Genomic DNA, 18,376 nt, shown 5'->3' with positions numbered 1-18,376 from the left:
GTGCCGAAGCGGTGCAGAAGCGGTGCAGAAGCGGCGCGGGCGGGCGCGGCGGCGTGTCAGCGCGGCGGCGGGCGGCGCGGTGCGGTGCGCGTTTTGGCGCCTTGCGTCGCGCTTTTGCGCGCGGGGGCGGGGGCTTCGGTTTGCGCCGGTGGAGTCAGACGCGGGCGGACCTGGGGCGAGCGGGTTTGCGTCAATTCGGCGCGGTCTGTGTGGGTTTTCGCGCGGGTTTTCGTCTTGTCGTTTGCGCTGTCCTTCGTTGCCACGGCCGCCGCCGCGCGTGCCGTTTCGTAGGCGTGCATCGCCGCGATGGCGGCTGTCGGCATCGGCCGCTTGCCCGTCAGTTCGGCCCAGCGCTTTTCGAGCGGACCCTCGGCGACCGGCTTGATGACCGTGCCCGAGCTTTGCGCGTCCCACGTCTGCACGGAGAACGGATGCACGCGCAGCGCGTCGCGCGCGATCGCCACCTGCTCGTGCGCATCGACGAGCCAGTCGTAGACGAAATCGATGCACAGCCGGTAGCCGCGCTTGTAGGCCGGATCGGGCACCTCGTAGGGCGCGCGGGTCACGTAGCCCGAGCCGAACAGGCCGCGCGGCTCGCTCGCGACGCGGTGCAGGAACACGCGGTCGCCGGGCAGGATGCCGCGAGCGAAGCCGCAGCCCCACGTGTCGGCGACGGCCTCGCCCGCCTGCACGCGGCGCGCGAAGTCGGGCAGTTCGGGCCAGGGCCACTTCTTGGGGCTCCAGATCAGCAGAAAGGCGGTCATAGACGGCGGAAAGAAAGGGACGCAATGTGGCTGAGCGGGCGGACGGCGGGGCGACGGTCGATGCTGCCGCAACGACAGGCGCACTCTCCAGCAGCGCTGCCAAGCGCGCAGCTTAGCGCAAGCGCGTGCGCCGCGCGGCCCAGGCGCAGCGAAGCGGATTGAACTGGATCGAACCGGACCGGGCGCGAAATGAACACGAAAGGCGCGGAAAGGGCCGCGAATGGCTGCTCGGTTACAATGCTTCGGCTCCGTCGCCGTTTTATTCGTCCGTTTTTTGCGTCGATTTCGCGTCGTTTCGCGCCGCTTCATGCAGCACGAATGCCGCGCCGATGCAGGACCTTGGCGGCCCATGACACCGAGACCGCGCCCACGCGCGCGGTCCGTTCCAGCCGGATCCCATGTCCCATTCCACGCGAAGCCGGCCCGATGGCCGGTTGATCCTGTTGCTCGGCGCGCTCGCCGCCTGCGGCCCGCTCGCCACCGATATGTACCTGCCGAGCCTGCCCGCCATCGCGCAGTCGTTCGGCGTCACGGCGTCCGCCGCCGCCGCCACGCTCACGAGCTTCATGGCCGGTTTCTCGATCGGCATGCTGCTGTACGGCCCGGTCTCCGACGCCTATGGCCGTCGTCCGGTGCTGCTCGGCGGCATCGCGCTTTTCACGCTCGCGAGCGTCGCGTGCTGGCTCTCGTTCTCGATCGGCTCGCTGACCATCGTGCGTTTCCTGCAGGCGCTCGGCGCGGGCGCGGCCTCGGTGCTCGCGCGGGCGATCGCGCGCGACGCCCACGCGCCCTCGGACGCCGCCAAGGTGTTGTCGATGGTCGCCATCGTCACCTCGGTCGGGCCGCTGCTCGCGCCGCTCATCGGCGGACAGTTGCTGTTGATCGGCGGCTGGCGCGTGGTGTTCGTCGCGCTGACGCTGTTCGGCGTGGTCTGCGCGGTGGCCGCGTGGCTGCGCGTGCCCGAAACCTGGCCGGCCGAGAAGCGCGAGAGCGCCGCCGTGCTGCGCTCGTTCGCGGCGTACGGACGCCTGCTGCGCGATCCGCTCGTCTGGGGCCATATGTTGTGCGGCGGCATGGCGTTCGCGTCGATGTTCACCTATATCTCGGCGACGCCGTTCGTCTATATCGAGTACTTCCACGTTTCGCCGCAGCACTACGGCCTGTTCTTCGGCATGAACGTGTTCGGCATCATGCTCGGCAACTTCCTCAACACGCGGTTCATCGGCCGTCTGGGCACGCTGCGCATGGTGTCGATCGCGTCGATGGTGAGCGTCGTCGCGTCGTTCTTCGTCGCGCTGATGTGCGTGACGGGGTGGGGCGGTTTGTGGTCGATCGTGACCGGCCTGTTCTTCGTGGTCAGCGTGGTCGGGCTGCTCGGCGCGAATTGCGCGACCGATCTGATGTACCGCTATCCGCAGAACGCGGGCGCGGCGGCCGCCGTGTTCGGCGCGGCGCAGCTCGGGCTCGGCGCGCTCGCGAGCGCGGTGGTCGGCTGGTTCCCGGGCGTGTCGCCGTTCGGCATGGGCTGCACGATCGGCGTCTGCGGCGCGCTGACCTGGGTCGGGCGGCACCTCGTCGTGAAGTGGCACGCGCATCCGGCGCCGGGTTGATCGCGTCGCGGGGCTGTGCGGTGCGGTTCAATCGCAACTAACAGCCCCGGCGTGTGCGCAGCGGCCACGCGCGAGAGAGAGCAGGGTGGCCGTGAGGGCGAAAAGCCGGAACGTGTGAATGTGTGAAAGCGTGAAAGCCGGAAAACGAAAAAGGCCGGAAAGCAAAACGGGACGTCCATAGACGTCCCGTTTTGCTTTTGCGCGACCGCCACGCGGGCATCACCGCGCGGAGTGATTCGCGCGGCTCGCGCCACGCGAACCGCGCAACTTACTCCCGCGGCGTCGGCGACGCGCCGTGGCTCAGCCAGTCGAGCACCGCCGACGCATCGTCGTCCGCGTGTTCGCGCGCCTGCGCCACCGCGTTGCTGACGTCGTTATCGGGCGAGGCACGGCGAATCGCCACGCCCACCGCGAGCACGTCGATCATCAGCAGATGCAGGATGCGCGAGATCATCGAAAGCTGCGACTCGCGCATCTCGATGTGATCGGTTTCGAGCGCCACGGTCGCGCGCTTGGCGAGCGGCGTGTTGCTCGAGGTGATCGCGATCACTTTCGCGCCGGCCTGCATCGCCACGTCGAGCACGCGCAGCAGCTCGGGCGCGCGGCCCGACTTCGACACGGCCACGATCACGTCGCCCTTGCCGAGCAGCGCCGCCGACGCCGCCTGCATGTACAGGTCGCCATAGGCGATGGTCGGAATGCCGAAGCGGAAGAACTTGTAGTGCGCGTCCTGCGCGACGATGTGCGAGTTGCCGAGCCCGTAGAACTCGATGCGGCGCGCGCTGTTGAGCAGCGAAATCGCCTGCTCGACGTGCTCGAAGTTCAGATGCTCGCGCAGTTGCAGGATGGCCGACACGGTGTTGTCGAGCACCTTCGCGCCGAAGTCCGTCGCCGTATCGCCGAGATGCACCTGGCTGTGGCTGACCGGAATCGTGCCGGTCAGACCGGTCGCGAGCTTGAGCTTGAAATCGGACAGACCCTGGCAGCCCAGCGAGCGGCAGAAGCGGATCACGGTCGGCTGGCTCACGTCGGCCTTGCGCGCGATATCGACGATCGGATCGTTGATGATCGAGCGCGGATGGTTCAACGCGAGATCGGCCACGCGGCGCTCGGCCGGCGTGAGCGCGTCGCGCATCTGGCGGATGCGCTCGAACACGGCCGACGAGCCGCCGCCCGCGCGGTTCGACAACTGCTCGGCGAGGATCGCGGAGACGCCCAGAAACGCCGGATATTCCGCCGTGATGACGTAAGTCGGCACGTTGGAGAGATAGACGTCGAAGCGGCCCTTGGCCTCGAAACGCTGGCGGAACGAGGAGTTCATGAACAGATCGCCCAGACGTCCCACCACGCCGCCGCCGATGTAAATGCCGCCCAGCGCGCCGAGCGTCACGGCGATATTGCCCGCGAAGCTGCCGAGAATGCCGCAGAAGCATTCGACGGTTTCGAGCGCGAGGGCTTCGCCGTCATGGGCGCGTTTCACGACTTCGGCCGGGTTGACGTCCGCGGCCACTTTCTTCTTGTCGCGGGCGGCGAGCGCGCGATAGATCAGCTCGACGCCCGGACCCGCGCACACGCGTTCGAACGACACATGCGGCCACTTGGTGCGCGCGTACTGGAGCACGATGTCCTCGCGCTCGTCCTGCGGCGAAAAGCTCGCGTGGCCGCCTTCGCTGCCGAGCGCGATCCAGCGGTCGTCGGCGGGAATCAGGCCCGAGACGCCGAGGCCCGTGCCCGGACCGAGCAGGCCGATCACGCTGTTCTGACGGCGCTGGCCGCCGCCGACCTGGACGCGCTGCGCGTCGGTCAGGCCCGGCAGCGCCATCGCGAGCGCGGTGAAGTCGTTGACGACCAGCAGCGTGTCGAAGCCGAGCGCGCGGCGCGTGGCTTCGATCGAGAAGGTCCAGTCGTGATTGGTCATGCGGACCTGGTCGCCGTCGACCGGATTTGCGATGGCGATCGCCGCATGATTGACGCGGCCGATCTTCGTGTCCTTCAGATACTGCTGGATCACCTCGGCGACGCCCGGATACTGCGCGCACGGATAGACGCGCACCTGGCCGATATCGCCCGGTGCGGTTTCCAGCGCGAAGCGCGCGTTGGTTCCGCCGATATCGGCGAGCAGCCGCGCTCCATCGGCGTGCTGGCCCGCGCCAGGGGCGGATTTGTTAGGCGCACCAGTAGACATCGAGTCTCACTCCCTTGTCGTTCGCCAGTTTCGAAATGGCGTTTTTCTGTTCTGTCGCGGCTGCTTGCTGCAGCACGTCGAGTTTGCGCTGTCCCGCGATCAGCAGGAACAGGCGGTCCACCTGGCGCAGCGCCTGCATCGACCACGAGACGCGCGCGTGCGGCGCGGCCTGCGGATGCACGGCGACGAACGGGCGCGGCGTGGTGATGGCTTCGTGCCACTCGGGCGCGTCGGCGAAGATCGAGGCCGTGTGGCCGTCCTCGCCCATGCCGAGCACGGCGACGTTGGGCAGCAGGCGTTGCGGATCGGCGTTGAGCGCGGCCACGTGCGCGTCGAGATCCTGCGCGACGTCGACGAGCGGCAGGAAGCGCGCGCTGGCCGCTTCGTTCTTCAGCAGCGTTTCGTGCGCGAGGCGCGCGTTGCTGGCCGAATCGCTTTCCGGCACCCAGCGGTCGTCGACGAGCGTGACGTCGATGTGCGACCAGTCGAAGCGATGCGTCGACAGGGTTTCAAGAAACGGACGCGGGCTCGTGCCGCCCGAGACAGCCAGCGTTGCACGCCGCGCACCGGTGCCGGGCGCGGCTTGCAGAGCGGTGAGCGACGCATGTAGCGCATCGCCCACGGCTCGCGCCAGCGCGTCGGATTGGACGCGCGGGTCGTCGAATACGTGAAGCTCGATCACTTCTCCTCCAGGCTGCTTTTTTGTAGGTCTGCGGGGTGTTTCATCTGTGCGTTCCTGCCTGCGCGCGGCCCGGCAAGGCCGCGCCGCGCGCGTCGATTCTCTTGCCTCAATTCACTCGCCTCAATTCTCTTCCTCGAGCCAGCAGGTGCCGTGCTGCGCCAGCATCGCGCTCGCCGCCGCCGGGCCCCACGTGCCCGCTGCGTACGGCTTGGGCGCGCGCGTGGCCGCGGTCCACTCGTTGAGGATCGGCTCGACCCACTTCCATGCGGCTTCCTGCTCGTCGCGGCGCACGAACAGCGCAAGGCGTCCGTTGATGACGTCGAGCAGCAGACGCTGATACGCCTCCATCTGGCCTTCGCGGAAGAACTGGTCGAACGCGAGATCCAGATGCACGCTCGCGAGATTCATGCCTTCGCCGGGCTGCTTGGCGAGGCAATACAGACGAATCGTTTCGTTCGGCTGCAGGCGGATCACGAGGCGGTTCGAACCGGGGCGCAGCGCCGTGGGACCGAGCGCCGAATGCGGCACCGGGCGGAAATTCACGACGATCTCCGCGACGCGGTCGGCCAGACGCTTGCCGGTGCGCAGGAAGAAGGGCACGCCGGCCCAGCGCCAGTTTTCGATCTCGACCTTGAGCGCCACGAAGGTTTCGGTGTGGCTGTCGGGCTTCACGCCTTTTTCGGTCGCATAGGCCGGCACCGGCGTGCCGCGGATCACACCCGCGTGATATTGGCCGCGCACGGCCATCTTCTGAATCTCGTTCGGATCGATGGGCTTGAGCGCGCGCAAGACGCGCAGCTTTTCATCGCGCACCGAATCGGAATCCATCGAGTGCGGCGGCTCCATCGCGACGATCGAGAGCAGCTGCAGCAAATGGTTCTGCACCATATCGCGCAGCGCGCCGGTGTTGTCGTAGAAGTCGCCGCGCGCTTCCACGCCCAGCTCCTCGGCGATGGTGATCTGGATGCTCTCGACCCATTCGCGGCGCCACAGCGGCTCAAACAGCGCGTTGCCGAAACGCAGCGCGAGCAGGTTCTGCACGGGCTCTTTGCCGAGGTAGTGGTCGATACGGTAGATCTGTTCTTCCGCGAAGATTTCGCCGACTGCGTCGTTGATCGCATTCGACGACTTGAGGTCGTAGCCGAGCGGCTTTTCCAGCACGATGCGCGAGTTTTCGTTCAGGCCGACGGCGGCGAGCGCGCGGCAGATCGGCACGAACAGCGACGGACCCGTGGCCAGATAGAACACGCGGATGCCGGGCAGCGCGGCGATGCCGTCGCGCAGATGCGTGAAGTCTTCGGCGCGCGAAAGGTCGAGCTTCACATAGGCGATGCGTTCGAGAAAGCTCGCCCACGCGGCTTCGTCCAGACCGTTCTTCGAGACGTGCGGCTTGACGTGTTCCTCGACCCACTGAAGGTAGTGGGCGCGGTCGTCCTCATGACGCGCGACGCCCACGATCTTGCCCGACTCCGCGAGCATGCCCGAGCGGTGCGCCTCGAACAGCGCAGGCAGGATCTTGCGCATCGCCAGGTCGCCGGTGGCGCCAAAGAGCACGAACGTAAAACCCGAATCGGTAGGGAATTGCATAGTCTCCGTCACAGTCCTGAGGGGGCCGCGGAACAAGGGTGAAGCGTGCGCCGGCGCAATGCCGGGCGGGCTCCGTCGGGCGGCCGTAGTCCGATAAAATTTTTTTTGACACTGAATTGTAGTTTAACTACAATCCAAATCAAGAGGTAACGTTCATTCGATGAAAAAAGTGCTGGGAAGCGCGGCGCAGTGCGGGTTTGCGGCGTGTGTGCGGAGGTTTTGCACAGCAGTTTTTCGCGGGCGGACGGAACGTCCCTCATGTTAACGGACAATGGATTCGTCCATGTACGAGCCGGGCGCGGCAACAGACGCCTGGCGGTGGGATGTTCGGCCGCGTGACGCGTGCGGCGCCTCGACTGGCTGCGCACGTCGACCATGCGAACGCGGCCGGTGAAAATCAAAAGAGGAGACAGTCTTTGCATTCCGAACCACTCATCTCTTGAGCGTCCAGCGGCCGGACACCGGCCCGCGGCCCGCGCGCATCTAAAGACAATACGCGCGCGCGGTACTCCGGCGCCCGTCCGTCCCGTGTTTTGCCTGTTTTAAGCCTGTTTGAACCACACGCACCCTGGCGACATCAGGGGCCAACCGTTTTTTGTTCAGGTGTCTGGAGGAGATAAGCAATGAAATTCCGAGCGATCATGGGCGCCCTGTGCGCAGCAGGTCTGATGGGCGGCGTCGCCACGGCGCAAGCTGCCGAGTCGATCGAAGTGCTGCACTGGTGGACGTCGGGCGGCGAGTCGAAGGCCGTCGGCGTGCTCAAGGACGACATGCAGAAGCAGGGCTATACCTGGAAGGACTTCGCCGTTGCAGGCGGCGCGGGTGCTGCAGCCATGACGGCACTCAAGACCCAGGTGATTTCGGGCAATGCGCCGAGCGCGGCCCAGATCAAGGGCCCGCTGATCCAGGAATGGGCGGAGCAGGGCGTGCTCGCCCCGATCGACTCGGTCGCGGGTGACTGGAAGGCCAACCTGCCGCCGCAGATCGACAAGATCATGCACGCGGACGGCCACTACGTCGCCGCGCCGTTCTCGGTGCACCGCGTGAACTGGGTGTGGATCAACAAGGCTGCGCTCGACAAGGTCGGCGCCAAGGTCCCGACGACCTGGCCGGAATTCTTCGCCGTCGCCGACAAGCTGAAGGCAGCGGGCATCCAGCCGGTCGCAGCCGGCGGCCAGCCGTGGCAAGACCTGACGCTGTGGGAAGACGTGGTCCTCTCGCAGGGCGCGGACTTCTACAAGAAGGCGATCGTCGATCTGGACCAGAAGACGCTGACGTCGGCGCAGATGGTCGGCGTGTTCGACACGGTCCGCAAGATCGAGTCGTACATGGATAACGGCCGCACGGGCCGCGACTGGAACCTGGCCACGGCCATGGTCATCAACGGCAAGGCCGGCATGCAGTTCATGGGCGACTGGGCCAAGGGCGAGTTCGCGAACGCGAACAAGAAGCCGGGCACGGATTACGTCTGCGCGCCGGTGCCGGGCACGTCGAAGGCCTACACTTTTAACGTCGACTCGTTCGTGTTCTTCCAGCAGAAGGGCCAGAAGGCGGCAACGCCGGGCCAGCTCGCGCTCGCGAAGACCATCATGAGCCCGGCGTTCCAGGAGCAGTTCAGCCTGTACAAGGGTTCGATTCCGGTCCGTCTGGGTGTGGACATGAGCAAGTTCGACGAGTGCGGCAAGCAGTCGTACGCGGATGAGCAGACGGCCATCAAGGCCGGCGGCTACGTGCCGTCGCTCGCACACGGCATGGCGCAAGCCGACGCAACGGCCGGCGCGATCACCGACGTCGTCACGAAGTTCATGAACTCGAACCAGGATTCGAAGAGCGCGGTGGAAGCGCTCGCGAAGGCTGCGAAGACGAAGTAAAGCCGCACGACAGCAGTCGTTTGCTGTCTTGAAGCAAGCAGGGTGTGCCCGCGCGGCACACCCTGGACATGACGGTTCAGCCCGAACCCCATCATTCGTGTGAAAGCCCGCGCGCTTTTGCACCGTACCAGGAGTTGCGCAGTGACTGCTTCTCTTAGCGGCAACGGCAAGGCGGCCACGCCTGCCACCCGCCGCGCGTCGCCGATGGCGGCGCTCGCCGACCGCTGGATCCCGAAGCTGGTGCTTTCGCCCAGCGTCCTGATCAGCATTGTTTTCGTCTACGGTTTCATTCTGATTACCGGCTATCTGTCGCTGTCGAATTCGCGACTGATGCCGCGCTACGACTTCGTGGGTCTGGACCGTTACCGCGAGCTGTTTGCCAATGACGTCTGGTGGACGTCGGCGCAGAATCTCGGCTGGTTCGGCATCCCGTTCATCGCCGTCTGCGTCGCGCTTGGCCTGTTCCTCGCCATCCTGCTCGACCAGCAGATCCGCCAGGAAGGCGCGCTGCGCGCAGTGTTCCTCTATCCGATGGCGCTTTCGTACATCGTGACGGGCACGGCATGGCAGTGGATCTTCAACCCCGACATGGGTCTGCAGCAGGTGCTGCACCAGTGGGGCTGGACGAGCTTCCAGCTCGACTGGCTCAACGACCCGGACAAGGCCATCTTCTGTATCGTCGTGGCCGCGGTCTGGCAATCGACGGGCTTTTGCATGGCGCTGTTCCTCGCGGGCCTGCGCGGTGTCGACAGCGAGATCTTCAAGGCTGCCCAGGTGGATGGCGCGACGCTGCCCACGATCTACCGCAAGATCGTGATTCCGAGCATGCGTCCGGTGTTCTTCTCGGTGCTGCTGATCCTGTGCCACATCACGATCAAGACGTTCGACCTCGTCGTCGCGCTGACCGCGGGTGGTCCGGGCACGTCGTCGTCGCTGCCGGCCATCTTCATGTACACGTTTTCGTTCAACCGCGGGCAACTCGGCGTGGGCGCAGCCTCGTCGATGATGATGCTCGCCACCGTCGTGGCCGTGCTCGTGCCGCTGATGTATCTGGAATCGAGGAGCACGCGCAATGCAGCCTAAGATGAAGCTGAGCCGTGTGTTCGTGTACGCGGCGCTGATCCTGTTCGCGTTGTACTTCCTGTTCCCGCTGTACGTGATGCTGTCGACGTCGTTCAAGTCGCTCGACCAGATCCACTCGGGCAACATGCTGACGCTGCCGACGAGCCCGACCTTCGCGCCGTGGATCAAGGCGTGGAGCGAGGCCTGCACGGGCGTGCGCTGCGACGGCATGCAGCCGTTCTTCATGAACTCCGTGAAGATGGTGATTCCGGCCGTGCTGATCTCGTCGATCATCGGTGCGTTCAACGGCTACGTGCTCACGCACTGGCGCTTCCGCGGCGCCGACGCGCTGTTCACCATGCTGCTGGTCGGCTGCTTCATTCCGTTCCAGGCGATCCTGCTGCCGATGGCGCGTCTCGAAGGCTTCTTCGGCCTCTCGAACACGATCGGCGGGCTGGTGCTGGTGCACGTCGTGTACGGCATCGCGTTCACCACGATGTTCTTCCGCAACTTCTACGTGAGCGTGCCGGCCGAACTCGTGAAGGCCGCGCGCATCGACGGCGCCGGGTTCTTCATGATCTTCTCGCGCATCATGATGCCGCTGTCGCTGCCGATCTTCATGGTGTGCCTGATCTGGCAATTCACGCAGATCTGGAACGACTTCCTGTTCGGTATCGTGTTCTCGGGCGTCGATTCGATGCCGATCACGGTGGCGCTGAACAATCTCGTGAACACCTCCACGGGCGTGAAGGAATACAACGTCGACATGGCCGGCGCGATCATCGCCGCGCTGCCCACGCTGCTCGTCTACGTGATCGCCGGCCGCTACTTCGTGCGCGGTCTCACGGCGGGCGCGGTGAAGGGTTAAACCTGTCGGTCGGGGCGGGCGAGAGCGCCGGCCCCGGTCTCATGCGCGATAGCGCGCAGTGATCAAAAGGATTCATAGCATGGCAAGCCTTTCCATTCGCGACGTCTACAAGACCTACCCGAACGGGGTGCCCGTCCTCAAGGGCGTCAATATCGATATCGAAGACGGCCAGTTCCTGATTCTGGTCGGCGGCTCGGGCTGCGGGAAATCGACGCTGCTCAACATGATCGCGGGTCTCGAAACCGTGACCAAGGGCGAGATCTGCATGGACGGCAAGGTCGTCAACGATCTTTCGCCGAAGGATCGCGACATTGCGATGGTGTTCCAGTCGTACGCGCTCTATCCGTCGATGACGGTGCGCGAGAACATCTCGTTCGGCCTGAACATCCGCAAGGTGCCGAAGGCCGAGCAGACGCAGATCGTCGACCGCGTGTCGAACATGCTGCAGATTCAGCATCTGCTCGACCGCAAGCCGGGCCAGCTCTCGGGCGGCCAGCGTCAGCGCGTGGCAATGGGCCGTGCACTGGCGCGCGATCCGATCATGTTCCTGTTCGACGAGCCGCTGTCGAACCTCGACGCGAAGCTGCGTATCGAGATGCGTTCGGAAATCAAGCTGCTGCATCAGCGCGTGGGCAAGACGATCGTCTACGTGACGCACGACCAGATCGAAGCGATGACGCTCGGCGACCGCATCGCCGTGATGAAGGACGGCATCGTTCAGCAGTTCGGCGCGCCGCAGGATATCTACGACTCGCCCTCGAACCTGTTCGTGGCAGGCTTCATTGGCGCGCCGCCGATGAACTTCATCAACGGCAAGCTGGTGGAGCAGGGCTCGGGCGTGGGCCTCGAACTCGACACGGGCGTGGCGCGCAATGTGCTGAACCTGCCGTTCGAAGCGAACAAGCTGCGCAGCTACATTGGTCAGGAAGTGGTGCTGGGTCTGCGCCCGGAGCGCATTACCGACGCGCGCAGCTCGCACGACGGCCACGGCCACGAACTGCAACGCCACACCGTGAAGGTGGACGTGATCGAGCCGACCGGCCCGGATACGCTGGTGTTCGCGCAAGTGAACGGCAAGCGCGTGGTGAGCCGCGTGCACCCGGGCGCGAATCCGCAGCCGCTCAACAACATGGACCTGCTGTTCGACGTGTCGAAGGCGGTGCTGTTCGATCCGAAGACGGAGGAGCGCATCGCTTAAGCGGTGCTGCTGCGAAGGCGCTGCTGCCAGCTGATGCAGTTGCGCCGATGCAAAGCCTCACGCGTGGCATGCGCGTGGGGCTTTTTTATTTGTATTCCCCGCTTTCCGTGATTGCCGGATTGAAGACCGCGCGGACTAGCTGGTCACGACAAACGGCCGCTCGACGATTTCGTGGAACGTGCTTGGCAGCGCAGCACTCAGGCGTGCCGTGTAGGCGCGATGGCTCTGCGCGATTTGCCGAAGCTTGACGCCCGTGGCCTTCGAAAGCGTGTAGGCGCCTTCGAGTTCGTCGAGCTGCGCGAGCAGGATCTTGAGTTCGGCGCTGGCTGGCGAATCGGCGCTGGACAGCGTGCGCTTGAGACGCGCGCGCAGCGCGATGGCCTTGTCGAAGTCGGCGATGCGCCCCATGACGCGCGCGAACAGCCAGATGGCGGCCATCAACGTGTCGAAGGCGCCAAACTCTCTCAGGTATCCCAGGAAAATGTCGGTCATGCGGCTCTCGCTTTCCATTCGTTCAGCACTACGCCTGCGCCATAGTAGGCGATGGCCCACCAGAATGGATGGTAGGGAATGACATCTTTTACCGATTCGCTCAAGGAAGCTAAAACAAGATAAAGCCACCCGGCCGTGCCCACGACAGCGGCCCAGACGCCGGCTTGCGCGAGGCGTTGATCGAGCCAGCTGCGGCGGCTGGACACGACCCCGGACTCCGGCGCCGAAAGCGAAGTCAGATCCGTCAACGCGATGAACAGGGCGATGCCGCCCGCGGCGAGCGAGCTGGGAAAGAAGGCGTCGCTGTCGCTCTGGCCGAGCGCGACGCGCAACAGGTACTCGACGCCGCCCATCAGAATGGGCAGCGCGTAGACGAGCTGGCGCGAGGTGGTGTGAAGGCCGTTGGCGGTCATGGCGGCGTGGCGCGGCGTTACGTTGAGCATCGATCACGGATACCGATGACCATAACGAAACGCGGCCGCGCGCAACAGCTAGCCGGATGGCGTAGGAGTAACGGGAGACGAGACGCGAACGCGCTGCGCCATCGTCACGCCACAACAGTCACGCCATCGTTGTTACGGATGCGCAGCGTGGTGAGGATGATGCCCATGCCCGCCGCCATGCGGCTGGAGCAGCACGAGCACCGCGCCCGCGCCGCCGTCGTGCGGCCGCGCCTGGCAGAACGCGATCACTTCTTCCTTCTGCACCAGCCATGCGCGCACCTTGCCCTTGAGCACCGGCTCCTTGCCGACCGAGCCCAGTCCCTTGCCGTGAATCACACGTACGCAGCGCAGACCACGCTTGCCGGCCTCGCGGATAAACGCCTGCAGCGCCTCGCGCGCTTCCTCGCGGCGCATGCCGTGCAGGTCGAGCTGAGCCTGGACGATCCACGTGCCGCGGCGCAGCTTCTTCACCACTTCCTCGCTGATGCCGGGGCGGTGGTAGTACAGCGTGTCGTCGGTGTCGAGGAAGGCTTCGGGGTCGAAGTCGTCGGAGATGGCTTCGTGCAGCACGGCCTGCTCGTCGCGCTGGGTCTGGAGCGGCAGCGGCACGGGCGACGCGCGGCGCGGCTGCGCGCGCGTCGGCTGCTTGAGCGGCGCGATCTGGCCGATCTCGCGACGGAACAGGTCGCTGTCCGCCGCGGCTTCCACGCGCGCGGCCTGGGCGGCGACACGTTGCTGCTGGCGCTGGCGCGTCTGCACCTTGAGCGCATCGCGCAGGCTGCCGAGACCGGCGAAGCCCGTCTGCGCCTTGCCGGCGTCCGGCGAGGCGTCGGGCGCCGCCGGCGCGGGTGCGGCGGCGGGGCGGGGTGTGGCGGGGCGCTTGGGCTCGCCCGGATGGGGCACGTTCTTGGGCATGGCGAAAGGCGCTCGATGGACGCGCGTTCGACGTAGAACGCGCGCGATGGAAAACGGCAACTCAACGGCTGCGCGACCGGACGGGCGCGCGCCAGGCGCTCACGCGGAACGCCTGAAAAACCAAAAAACAAGGGCCGCCGGCTGGCTGGCCGCGGCCCTCGTGGCGTGCGCCGTCGGACCGACGGGCACTATTTTAGCGGCTGAGCGCCGCTGGACGGCTGGCTGGACAGCTTAGCGGTCGGCTTCGGCGCTCATCACGTGCGGCTGCGAGATCTCGTTGATGGTCTCGAGATAGCGCTGCGCGTCGAGCGCGGCCATGCAGCCCGTGCCGGCGCTGGTGATGGCCTGGCGATAGACGTGATCCTGCACGTCGCCGGCCGCGAACACGCCGGCCACGCTCGTGCCGGTGGCGTTGCCGTTCAGGCCGCCGTTCGTGATGATGTAGCCGTTCTTCATCTCCAGCTGGCCTGCGAAGATGTCGGTGTTCGGCTTGTGGCCGATCGCCACGAACACGCCTTGCAGGTCGAGGTCGGTGGTTTCGCCGGTCTTCGCGTTCTTGATGCGCAGACCGTTCACGCCGCCTTCGTTGCCCTTGACTTCGTCGAGCACGTGGTCCCACTTGATGTCGACGACGCCTTCCTTTTCCTTCTCCAGCAGGCGGTCGATCAGGATCGGCTCGGCGCGGAACTTGTCGCGGCGGTGGATCACGGTGACCTTCTTCGCGATGCCCGAGAGGTACAGCGCTTCTTCGACTGCCGTGTTGCCGCCGCCGATCACGGCGACGTGCTGGTTACGGTAGAAGAAGCCGTCGCAGGTCGCGCAGGCGGAGACGCCGCGGCCCATGAACAACTCTTCGCTCGGCAGGCCGAGGTATTGCGCCGACGCGCCGGTCGCGATGATCAGCGAATCGCAGGTGTACTCGCCCGAGTCGCCGATCAGGCGGATGGGCTTTTCGTCGAGCTTGGCCGTGTGGATGTGATCGAACACGATTTCCGTGTTGAAGCGCTCCGCGTGCTCCAGAAAGCGCTGCATCAGCTCGGGGCCTTGCACGCCGTTCGGGTCCGCGGGCCAGTTTTCCACGTCGGTCGTGGTCATGAGCTGGCCGCCTTGGGCGAGGCCGGTGACGAGCAGCGGCGAGAGGTTCGCGCGCGCGGCGTAGACGGCTGCCGTGTAGCCGGCGGGGCCGGAACCGAGAATCAGGACTTTGGCGTGTTTGGTTGCGGACATGATCGAATTCCGTTGATGGCGCTGCGTGGCGCGTCTTGTAGTGCGCCGCGCTGCTGCCGGATTTGCGGTCGGCCGCCCGGTGTTGCGGCGGGGCTTACGCAGGTAAGTTGGGCATCAGCCCGCAATTATAAAGGTCGGGGCCGATCGCCGCTTCATGAAGCTTTCCGATCGCTGCGATAGCCTTGGGGCCGGCTGGGCGAGCCGCCGTTGTCAGTTACCCTCATTTACAGCGTCGCGCCGCCGGGGCTCAAACATCGCGTTTACAATAGGCCGGATCGGACGACGGCGTCCGCGCGCCCGCCGGCCCCGCCAGCGGCGTCCGGCACGCCAAAGCATCGAGAATCACCAGGATTCAATGGCCAAAGCACCCTTTACCGCGCAGGCGCAGGCATTGCCGCATCGCATGTCGCGCCTTTTCACCGAAATCCGCTGGATCTTGCAGGTCGCGCTCGGCGTGTTCCTGCTGATGGCGCTCATCAGCTACAGCCGCCACGATCCGAGCTGGACCCACGCCGCCCAGGTCGACCACATCTCGAACTGGGCGGGGCGCGTCGGCGCGCGCACCTCGGACATCCTGCTGCTGCTGTTCGGCCTGTCCGCCTACTGGTGGCTGGTGCTGCTCGGCCGCCTGATTTCGGCGAACTACCGCCGCATCACGCGCCACGAAACCCTTCGCGACGATGACGACGACAAGCCGCGCGACATCAGCTGGGTCGCCGAAGGCTTCGCGTTCGTGCTCGTCATGCTGTCGAGCTGCGGCATCGAGGCGCTGCGCATGTGGTCGCTCAAGGTGCAATTGCCGCAGACGCCCGGCGGCGTCGTGGGCGGCGCGGTCGCGCGCGCGGTCTCGAACGCGCTCGGCTTCACTGGCGGCACGCTCGCGATGCTGATCGCGCTCGCGATCGGTCTGTCACTGTATTTCCGCTTCTCGTGGCTCTCGGTGGCCGAGAAAGTCGGCGAATCGCTGATCAACGCCGTCACGCTCGCCAAACTGCGCCGCGAGGAACGCAGCGACCGCAAGCTCGGCGAGGCCGCGGCGGTCAAGCGAGAGGGCAAGGTCGAGCGCGGCCGCGTCAAGATCGAGGAGCACGAGCCGGTCACGATCGTGCCGCCCGTGGTTACGCCGCAGCGCTCGGAGCGCGTGGAGAAAGAGCGCCAGGTGCCGCTTTTCACGGATCTGCCCGGCGATTCCACGCTGCCGCCGATCTCGCTGCTCGACGCCGCGCCCGCGAGCCAGGAAACCATCTCCGACGACACGCTCGAATTCACCTCGCGCCTGATCGAGAAGAAGCTCAAGGATTTCGGCGTGGACGTGGCCGTGGTGGCCGCCTATCCGGGCCCGGTCGTCACGCGCTACGAGATCGAGCCCGCCACGGGCGTGAAGGGCAGCCAGATCGTCAATCTGGCCAAGGATCTCGCGCGTTCGCTGTCGCTCGTCTCGATCCGCGTGGTCGAAACGATTCCGGGCAAGAACTGCATGGCGCTCGAACTGCCGAACTCGCGTCGTCAGACCGTGCGCCTGTCGGAGATTCTCGGTTCGGCGGTCTACGCGGACGCGTCTTCGGCGCTCACCATGGGCCTCGGCAAGGACATCGGCGGCAAGCCGGTGTGCGCCGATCTCGGCAAGATGCCGCACTTGCTGGTGGCCGGTACGACCGGTTCGGGCAAGTCGGTCGGTATCAACGCCATGATCCTGTCGCTGCTGTACAAGGCGAGCGCGGAGCAGGTGCGCATGATCCTGATCGACCCGAAGATGCTCGAAATGAGCGTCTACGAAGGCATTCCGCATCTGCTTTGCCCGGTCGTGACCGACATGCGCCAGGCGGGCAACGCGCTGAACTGGACCGTCGCCGAGATGGAGCGCCGCTACAAGCTCATGAGCAAGCTGGGCGTGCGCAATCTCGCGGGCTACAACAACAAGATCGAAGAGGCGAACAAGCGCGAGGAAAAGATTCCGAACCCGTTCAGCCTCACGCCGGACGACCCGGAACCGTGCCAGAAGCTGCCGCACATCGTCGTGGTGATCGACGAACTCGCGGATCTGATGATGGTGGTCGGCAAGAAGGTCGAGGAACTGATCGCGCGGATCGCGCAGAAGGCGCGCGCGGCGGGCATCCACCTGATCCTCGCGACGCAGCGTCCGTCGGTGGACGTCATCACGGGGCTGATCAAGGCGAACGTGCCGACGCGTATCGCGTTCCAGGTGTCGTCGAAGATCGACTCGCGCACGATTCTCGACCAGATGGGCGCGGAATCGCTGCTCGGCATGGGCGACATGCTCTACCTGCCGCCGGGCACGGGCCTGCCGGTGCGCGTGCACGGCGCGTTCGTCGCCGACGACGAGGTGCATCGCGTCGTCGACAAGCTCAAGGAGCAGGGCGAGCCGAACTATATCGAGGGCATTCTCGAAGGCGGCGTGGCGGGCGAGGGCGACGAAGGTTCGGCGTCCGCGTCGGGCACCGGCGACGAGTCCGATCCGCTCTACGACCAGGCCGTCGAAGTGGTCATCAAGAACAAGCGTGCGTCGATTTCGCTCGTGCAGCGTCATCTGCGCATCGGCTATAACCGGGCGGCGCGGCTGCTCGAACAGATGGAGCAGTCGGGACTCGTTTCGGCGATGTCGTCGAGCGGCAACCGCGAGATTCTCGCGCCCACGCGCGACGCCGACTAAAGGCGCTCAAGCCGTGTGCGGGCGACCTGCCCGCGCGGCCTTCCACGCTATCCATTTCGCTACTGGAGAACGATAGATGCAGTTTTTCGCAGGACAACCGACTCGTATGACGCTCGCGCGCGCCGGCCGCGCGCTCGCCGTCGCGCTGGGCGCATCGCTCGCGCTGGCCTCGCACGCCTACGCGGGCGGCACCGACCAGCTCAAGCAATTCGTCGCGCAGGTGCACGCCGCGCGCGGCAGCTTCGTGCAGCGTGAACTCAAGGCGCCGTCGAACGCGAAGAGCACGAGCGACGCCGTCGCCACGGCCACGCTCAACGCCAAGACGTCGAGCGGCACGTTCGTGTTCTCGCGTCCCGGCAAGTTCATCTGGAATTACGAAAAGCCGTATCAGCAGCAACTCCAGTCGGACGGCGACAACCTTTATGTCTACGACAAGGACCTGAACCAGGTCACCGAGCGCAAGCTCGGCGGCGCGCTCGGCGCGAGCCCGGCGGCGATCCTGTTCGGCAGCAACGATCTCGACAAGAACTTCACGCTCTCCGACGCGGGTGTGAAGAACGGCATCGACTGGCTGGAGCTGATTCCGAAGTCGAAGGACACGCAGTTCAAGAGCGTGGGCATCGGCTTTCGCGACGGCAATCTCGAAGCGATGGAACTGCACGACGTGTTCGGCAACGTGACGCTGCTCACGTTCTCCAACATCGAGAAGAACCCGTCGCTGCCGGCGTCGACGTTCAAGTTCGTGCGTCCGAAGGGCGCCGATCTGATCACGGGCGGCGGCAACTGAGGGTAGTCGCGCGC

At 65.7% G+C, this 18,376-nt stretch carries 14 protein-coding genes and 1 pseudogene; 7 read left to right on the top strand and 8 right to left on the bottom strand.

Annotated features, from left to right (window positions below):
• Positions 1-317: 317 nt before the first annotated feature.
• A pseudogene (locus LDO54_RS38980) lies at positions 318-764 on the bottom strand (hypothetical protein); the annotation flags it as partial.
• A gap of 398 nt (positions 765-1,162) precedes the next feature.
• On the opposite strand from LDO54_RS38980, the gene LDO54_RS00355 reads away from it, so the two are divergent.
• Complete coding sequence (locus LDO54_RS00355) at positions 1,163-2,374, top strand: Bcr/CflA family multidrug efflux MFS transporter (protein ID WP_224004396.1); 1,212 nt, start codon at positions 1,163-1,165, stop codon at positions 2,372-2,374.
• Positions 2,375-2,642: 268 nt separating this feature from the next.
• Here the strand turns inward: LDO54_RS00355 and LDO54_RS00350 are convergent, their stop codons facing one another.
• From LDO54_RS00350 to zwf, 3 genes are all read right to left on the bottom strand, one after another.
• Positions 2,643-4,559: a bifunctional transcriptional regulator/glucokinase gene (locus LDO54_RS00350; protein ID WP_224004393.1), complete on the bottom strand. Its 1,917-nt coding sequence runs from the start codon at positions 4,557-4,559 to the stop codon at positions 2,643-2,645.
• Positions 4,540-5,241 (bottom strand): 6-phosphogluconolactonase, encoded by a 702-nt coding sequence (gene pgl / locus LDO54_RS00345; RefSeq protein WP_224004390.1) that lies wholly within the window; start codon positions 5,239-5,241, stop codon positions 4,540-4,542. Before pgl ends, LDO54_RS00350 begins: the two co-directional genes overlap by 20 nt.
• Before the next feature lie 120 nt (positions 5,242-5,361).
• Positions 5,362-6,828 (bottom strand): glucose-6-phosphate dehydrogenase, encoded by a 1,467-nt coding sequence (gene zwf, locus LDO54_RS00340; RefSeq protein WP_224004387.1) that lies wholly within the window; start codon positions 6,826-6,828, stop codon positions 5,362-5,364.
• 623 nt (positions 6,829-7,451) lie between these two features.
• Between zwf and LDO54_RS00335 the strand changes: the two genes are divergently transcribed.
• From LDO54_RS00335 to LDO54_RS00320, 4 genes are all read left to right on the top strand, one after another.
• Positions 7,452-8,699 carry an ABC transporter substrate-binding protein gene (locus LDO54_RS00335; RefSeq protein WP_224004384.1) on the top strand — a complete coding sequence of 416 codons (1,248 nt, stop codon included), beginning with the start codon at positions 7,452-7,454 and terminating at the stop codon, positions 8,697-8,699.
• Positions 8,700-8,840: 141 nt separating this feature from the next.
• On the top strand, positions 8,841-9,782 hold the full coding sequence (locus tag LDO54_RS00330; RefSeq protein WP_224004381.1) for a carbohydrate ABC transporter permease: 942 nt from the start codon (positions 8,841-8,843) through the stop codon (positions 9,780-9,782).
• Positions 9,772-10,629, top strand: coding sequence for a carbohydrate ABC transporter permease (locus LDO54_RS00325; RefSeq protein WP_224004378.1), 858 nt, complete (start codon positions 9,772-9,774; stop codon positions 10,627-10,629). Before LDO54_RS00330 ends, LDO54_RS00325 begins: the two co-directional genes overlap by 11 nt.
• A gap of 79 nt (positions 10,630-10,708) precedes the next feature.
• A complete protein-coding gene (locus LDO54_RS00320) occupies positions 10,709-11,827 on the top strand; it encodes an ABC transporter ATP-binding protein (RefSeq protein WP_224004375.1) in 1,119 nt (372 codons plus the stop codon).
• Between the two features lie 135 nt (positions 11,828-11,962).
• Here LDO54_RS00320 and LDO54_RS00315 read toward each other — a convergent pair whose 3' ends face one another.
• The 4 genes from LDO54_RS00315 to trxB all read right to left on the bottom strand — a co-directional run bounded on the left by LDO54_RS00315 (position 11,963) and on the right by trxB (position 14,904).
• Complete coding sequence (locus tag LDO54_RS00315; RefSeq protein ID WP_224004373.1) at positions 11,963-12,319, bottom strand: hypothetical protein; 357 nt, start codon at positions 12,317-12,319, stop codon at positions 11,963-11,965.
• A complete protein-coding gene (locus tag LDO54_RS00310; RefSeq protein ID WP_224004368.1) occupies positions 12,316-12,762 on the bottom strand; it encodes a hypothetical protein in 447 nt (148 codons plus the stop codon). Before LDO54_RS00310 ends, LDO54_RS00315 begins: the two co-directional genes overlap by 4 nt.
• Positions 12,763-12,894: 132 nt before the next feature.
• The gene (locus LDO54_RS00305) at positions 12,895-13,677 is read right to left on the bottom strand and encodes a Smr/MutS family protein (protein WP_224004365.1); all 783 of its coding nucleotides are present in this window, start codon (positions 13,675-13,677) and stop codon (positions 12,895-12,897) included.
• Between the two features lie 231 nt (positions 13,678-13,908).
• The gene (gene trxB, locus LDO54_RS00300; RefSeq protein ID WP_224004362.1) at positions 13,909-14,904 is read right to left on the bottom strand and encodes a thioredoxin-disulfide reductase; all 996 of its coding nucleotides are present in this window, start codon (positions 14,902-14,904) and stop codon (positions 13,909-13,911) included.
• Positions 14,905-15,259: 355 nt separating this feature from the next.
• On the opposite strand from trxB, the gene LDO54_RS00295 reads away from it, so the two are divergent.
• Both LDO54_RS00295 and lolA read left to right on the top strand, forming a co-directional pair.
• Entirely contained in the window at positions 15,260-17,575 is a 2,316-nt protein-coding gene (locus tag LDO54_RS00295; RefSeq protein WP_224004359.1) for a DNA translocase FtsK, read from the top strand.
• Positions 17,576-17,681: 106 nt separating this feature from the next.
• Entirely contained in the window at positions 17,682-18,362 is a 681-nt protein-coding gene (gene lolA / locus LDO54_RS00290; protein WP_224004650.1) for an outer membrane lipoprotein chaperone LolA, read from the top strand.
• Positions 18,363-18,376 lie beyond the last annotated feature (14 nt).

It is taken from the genome of Paraburkholderia tropica (genome assembly GCF_914484835.1).
GTDB classification, from domain to species: domain Bacteria; phylum Pseudomonadota; class Gammaproteobacteria; order Burkholderiales; family Burkholderiaceae; genus Paraburkholderia; species Paraburkholderia tropica_A.
This window is presented reverse-complemented; position numbering and strand designations above follow the sequence as displayed.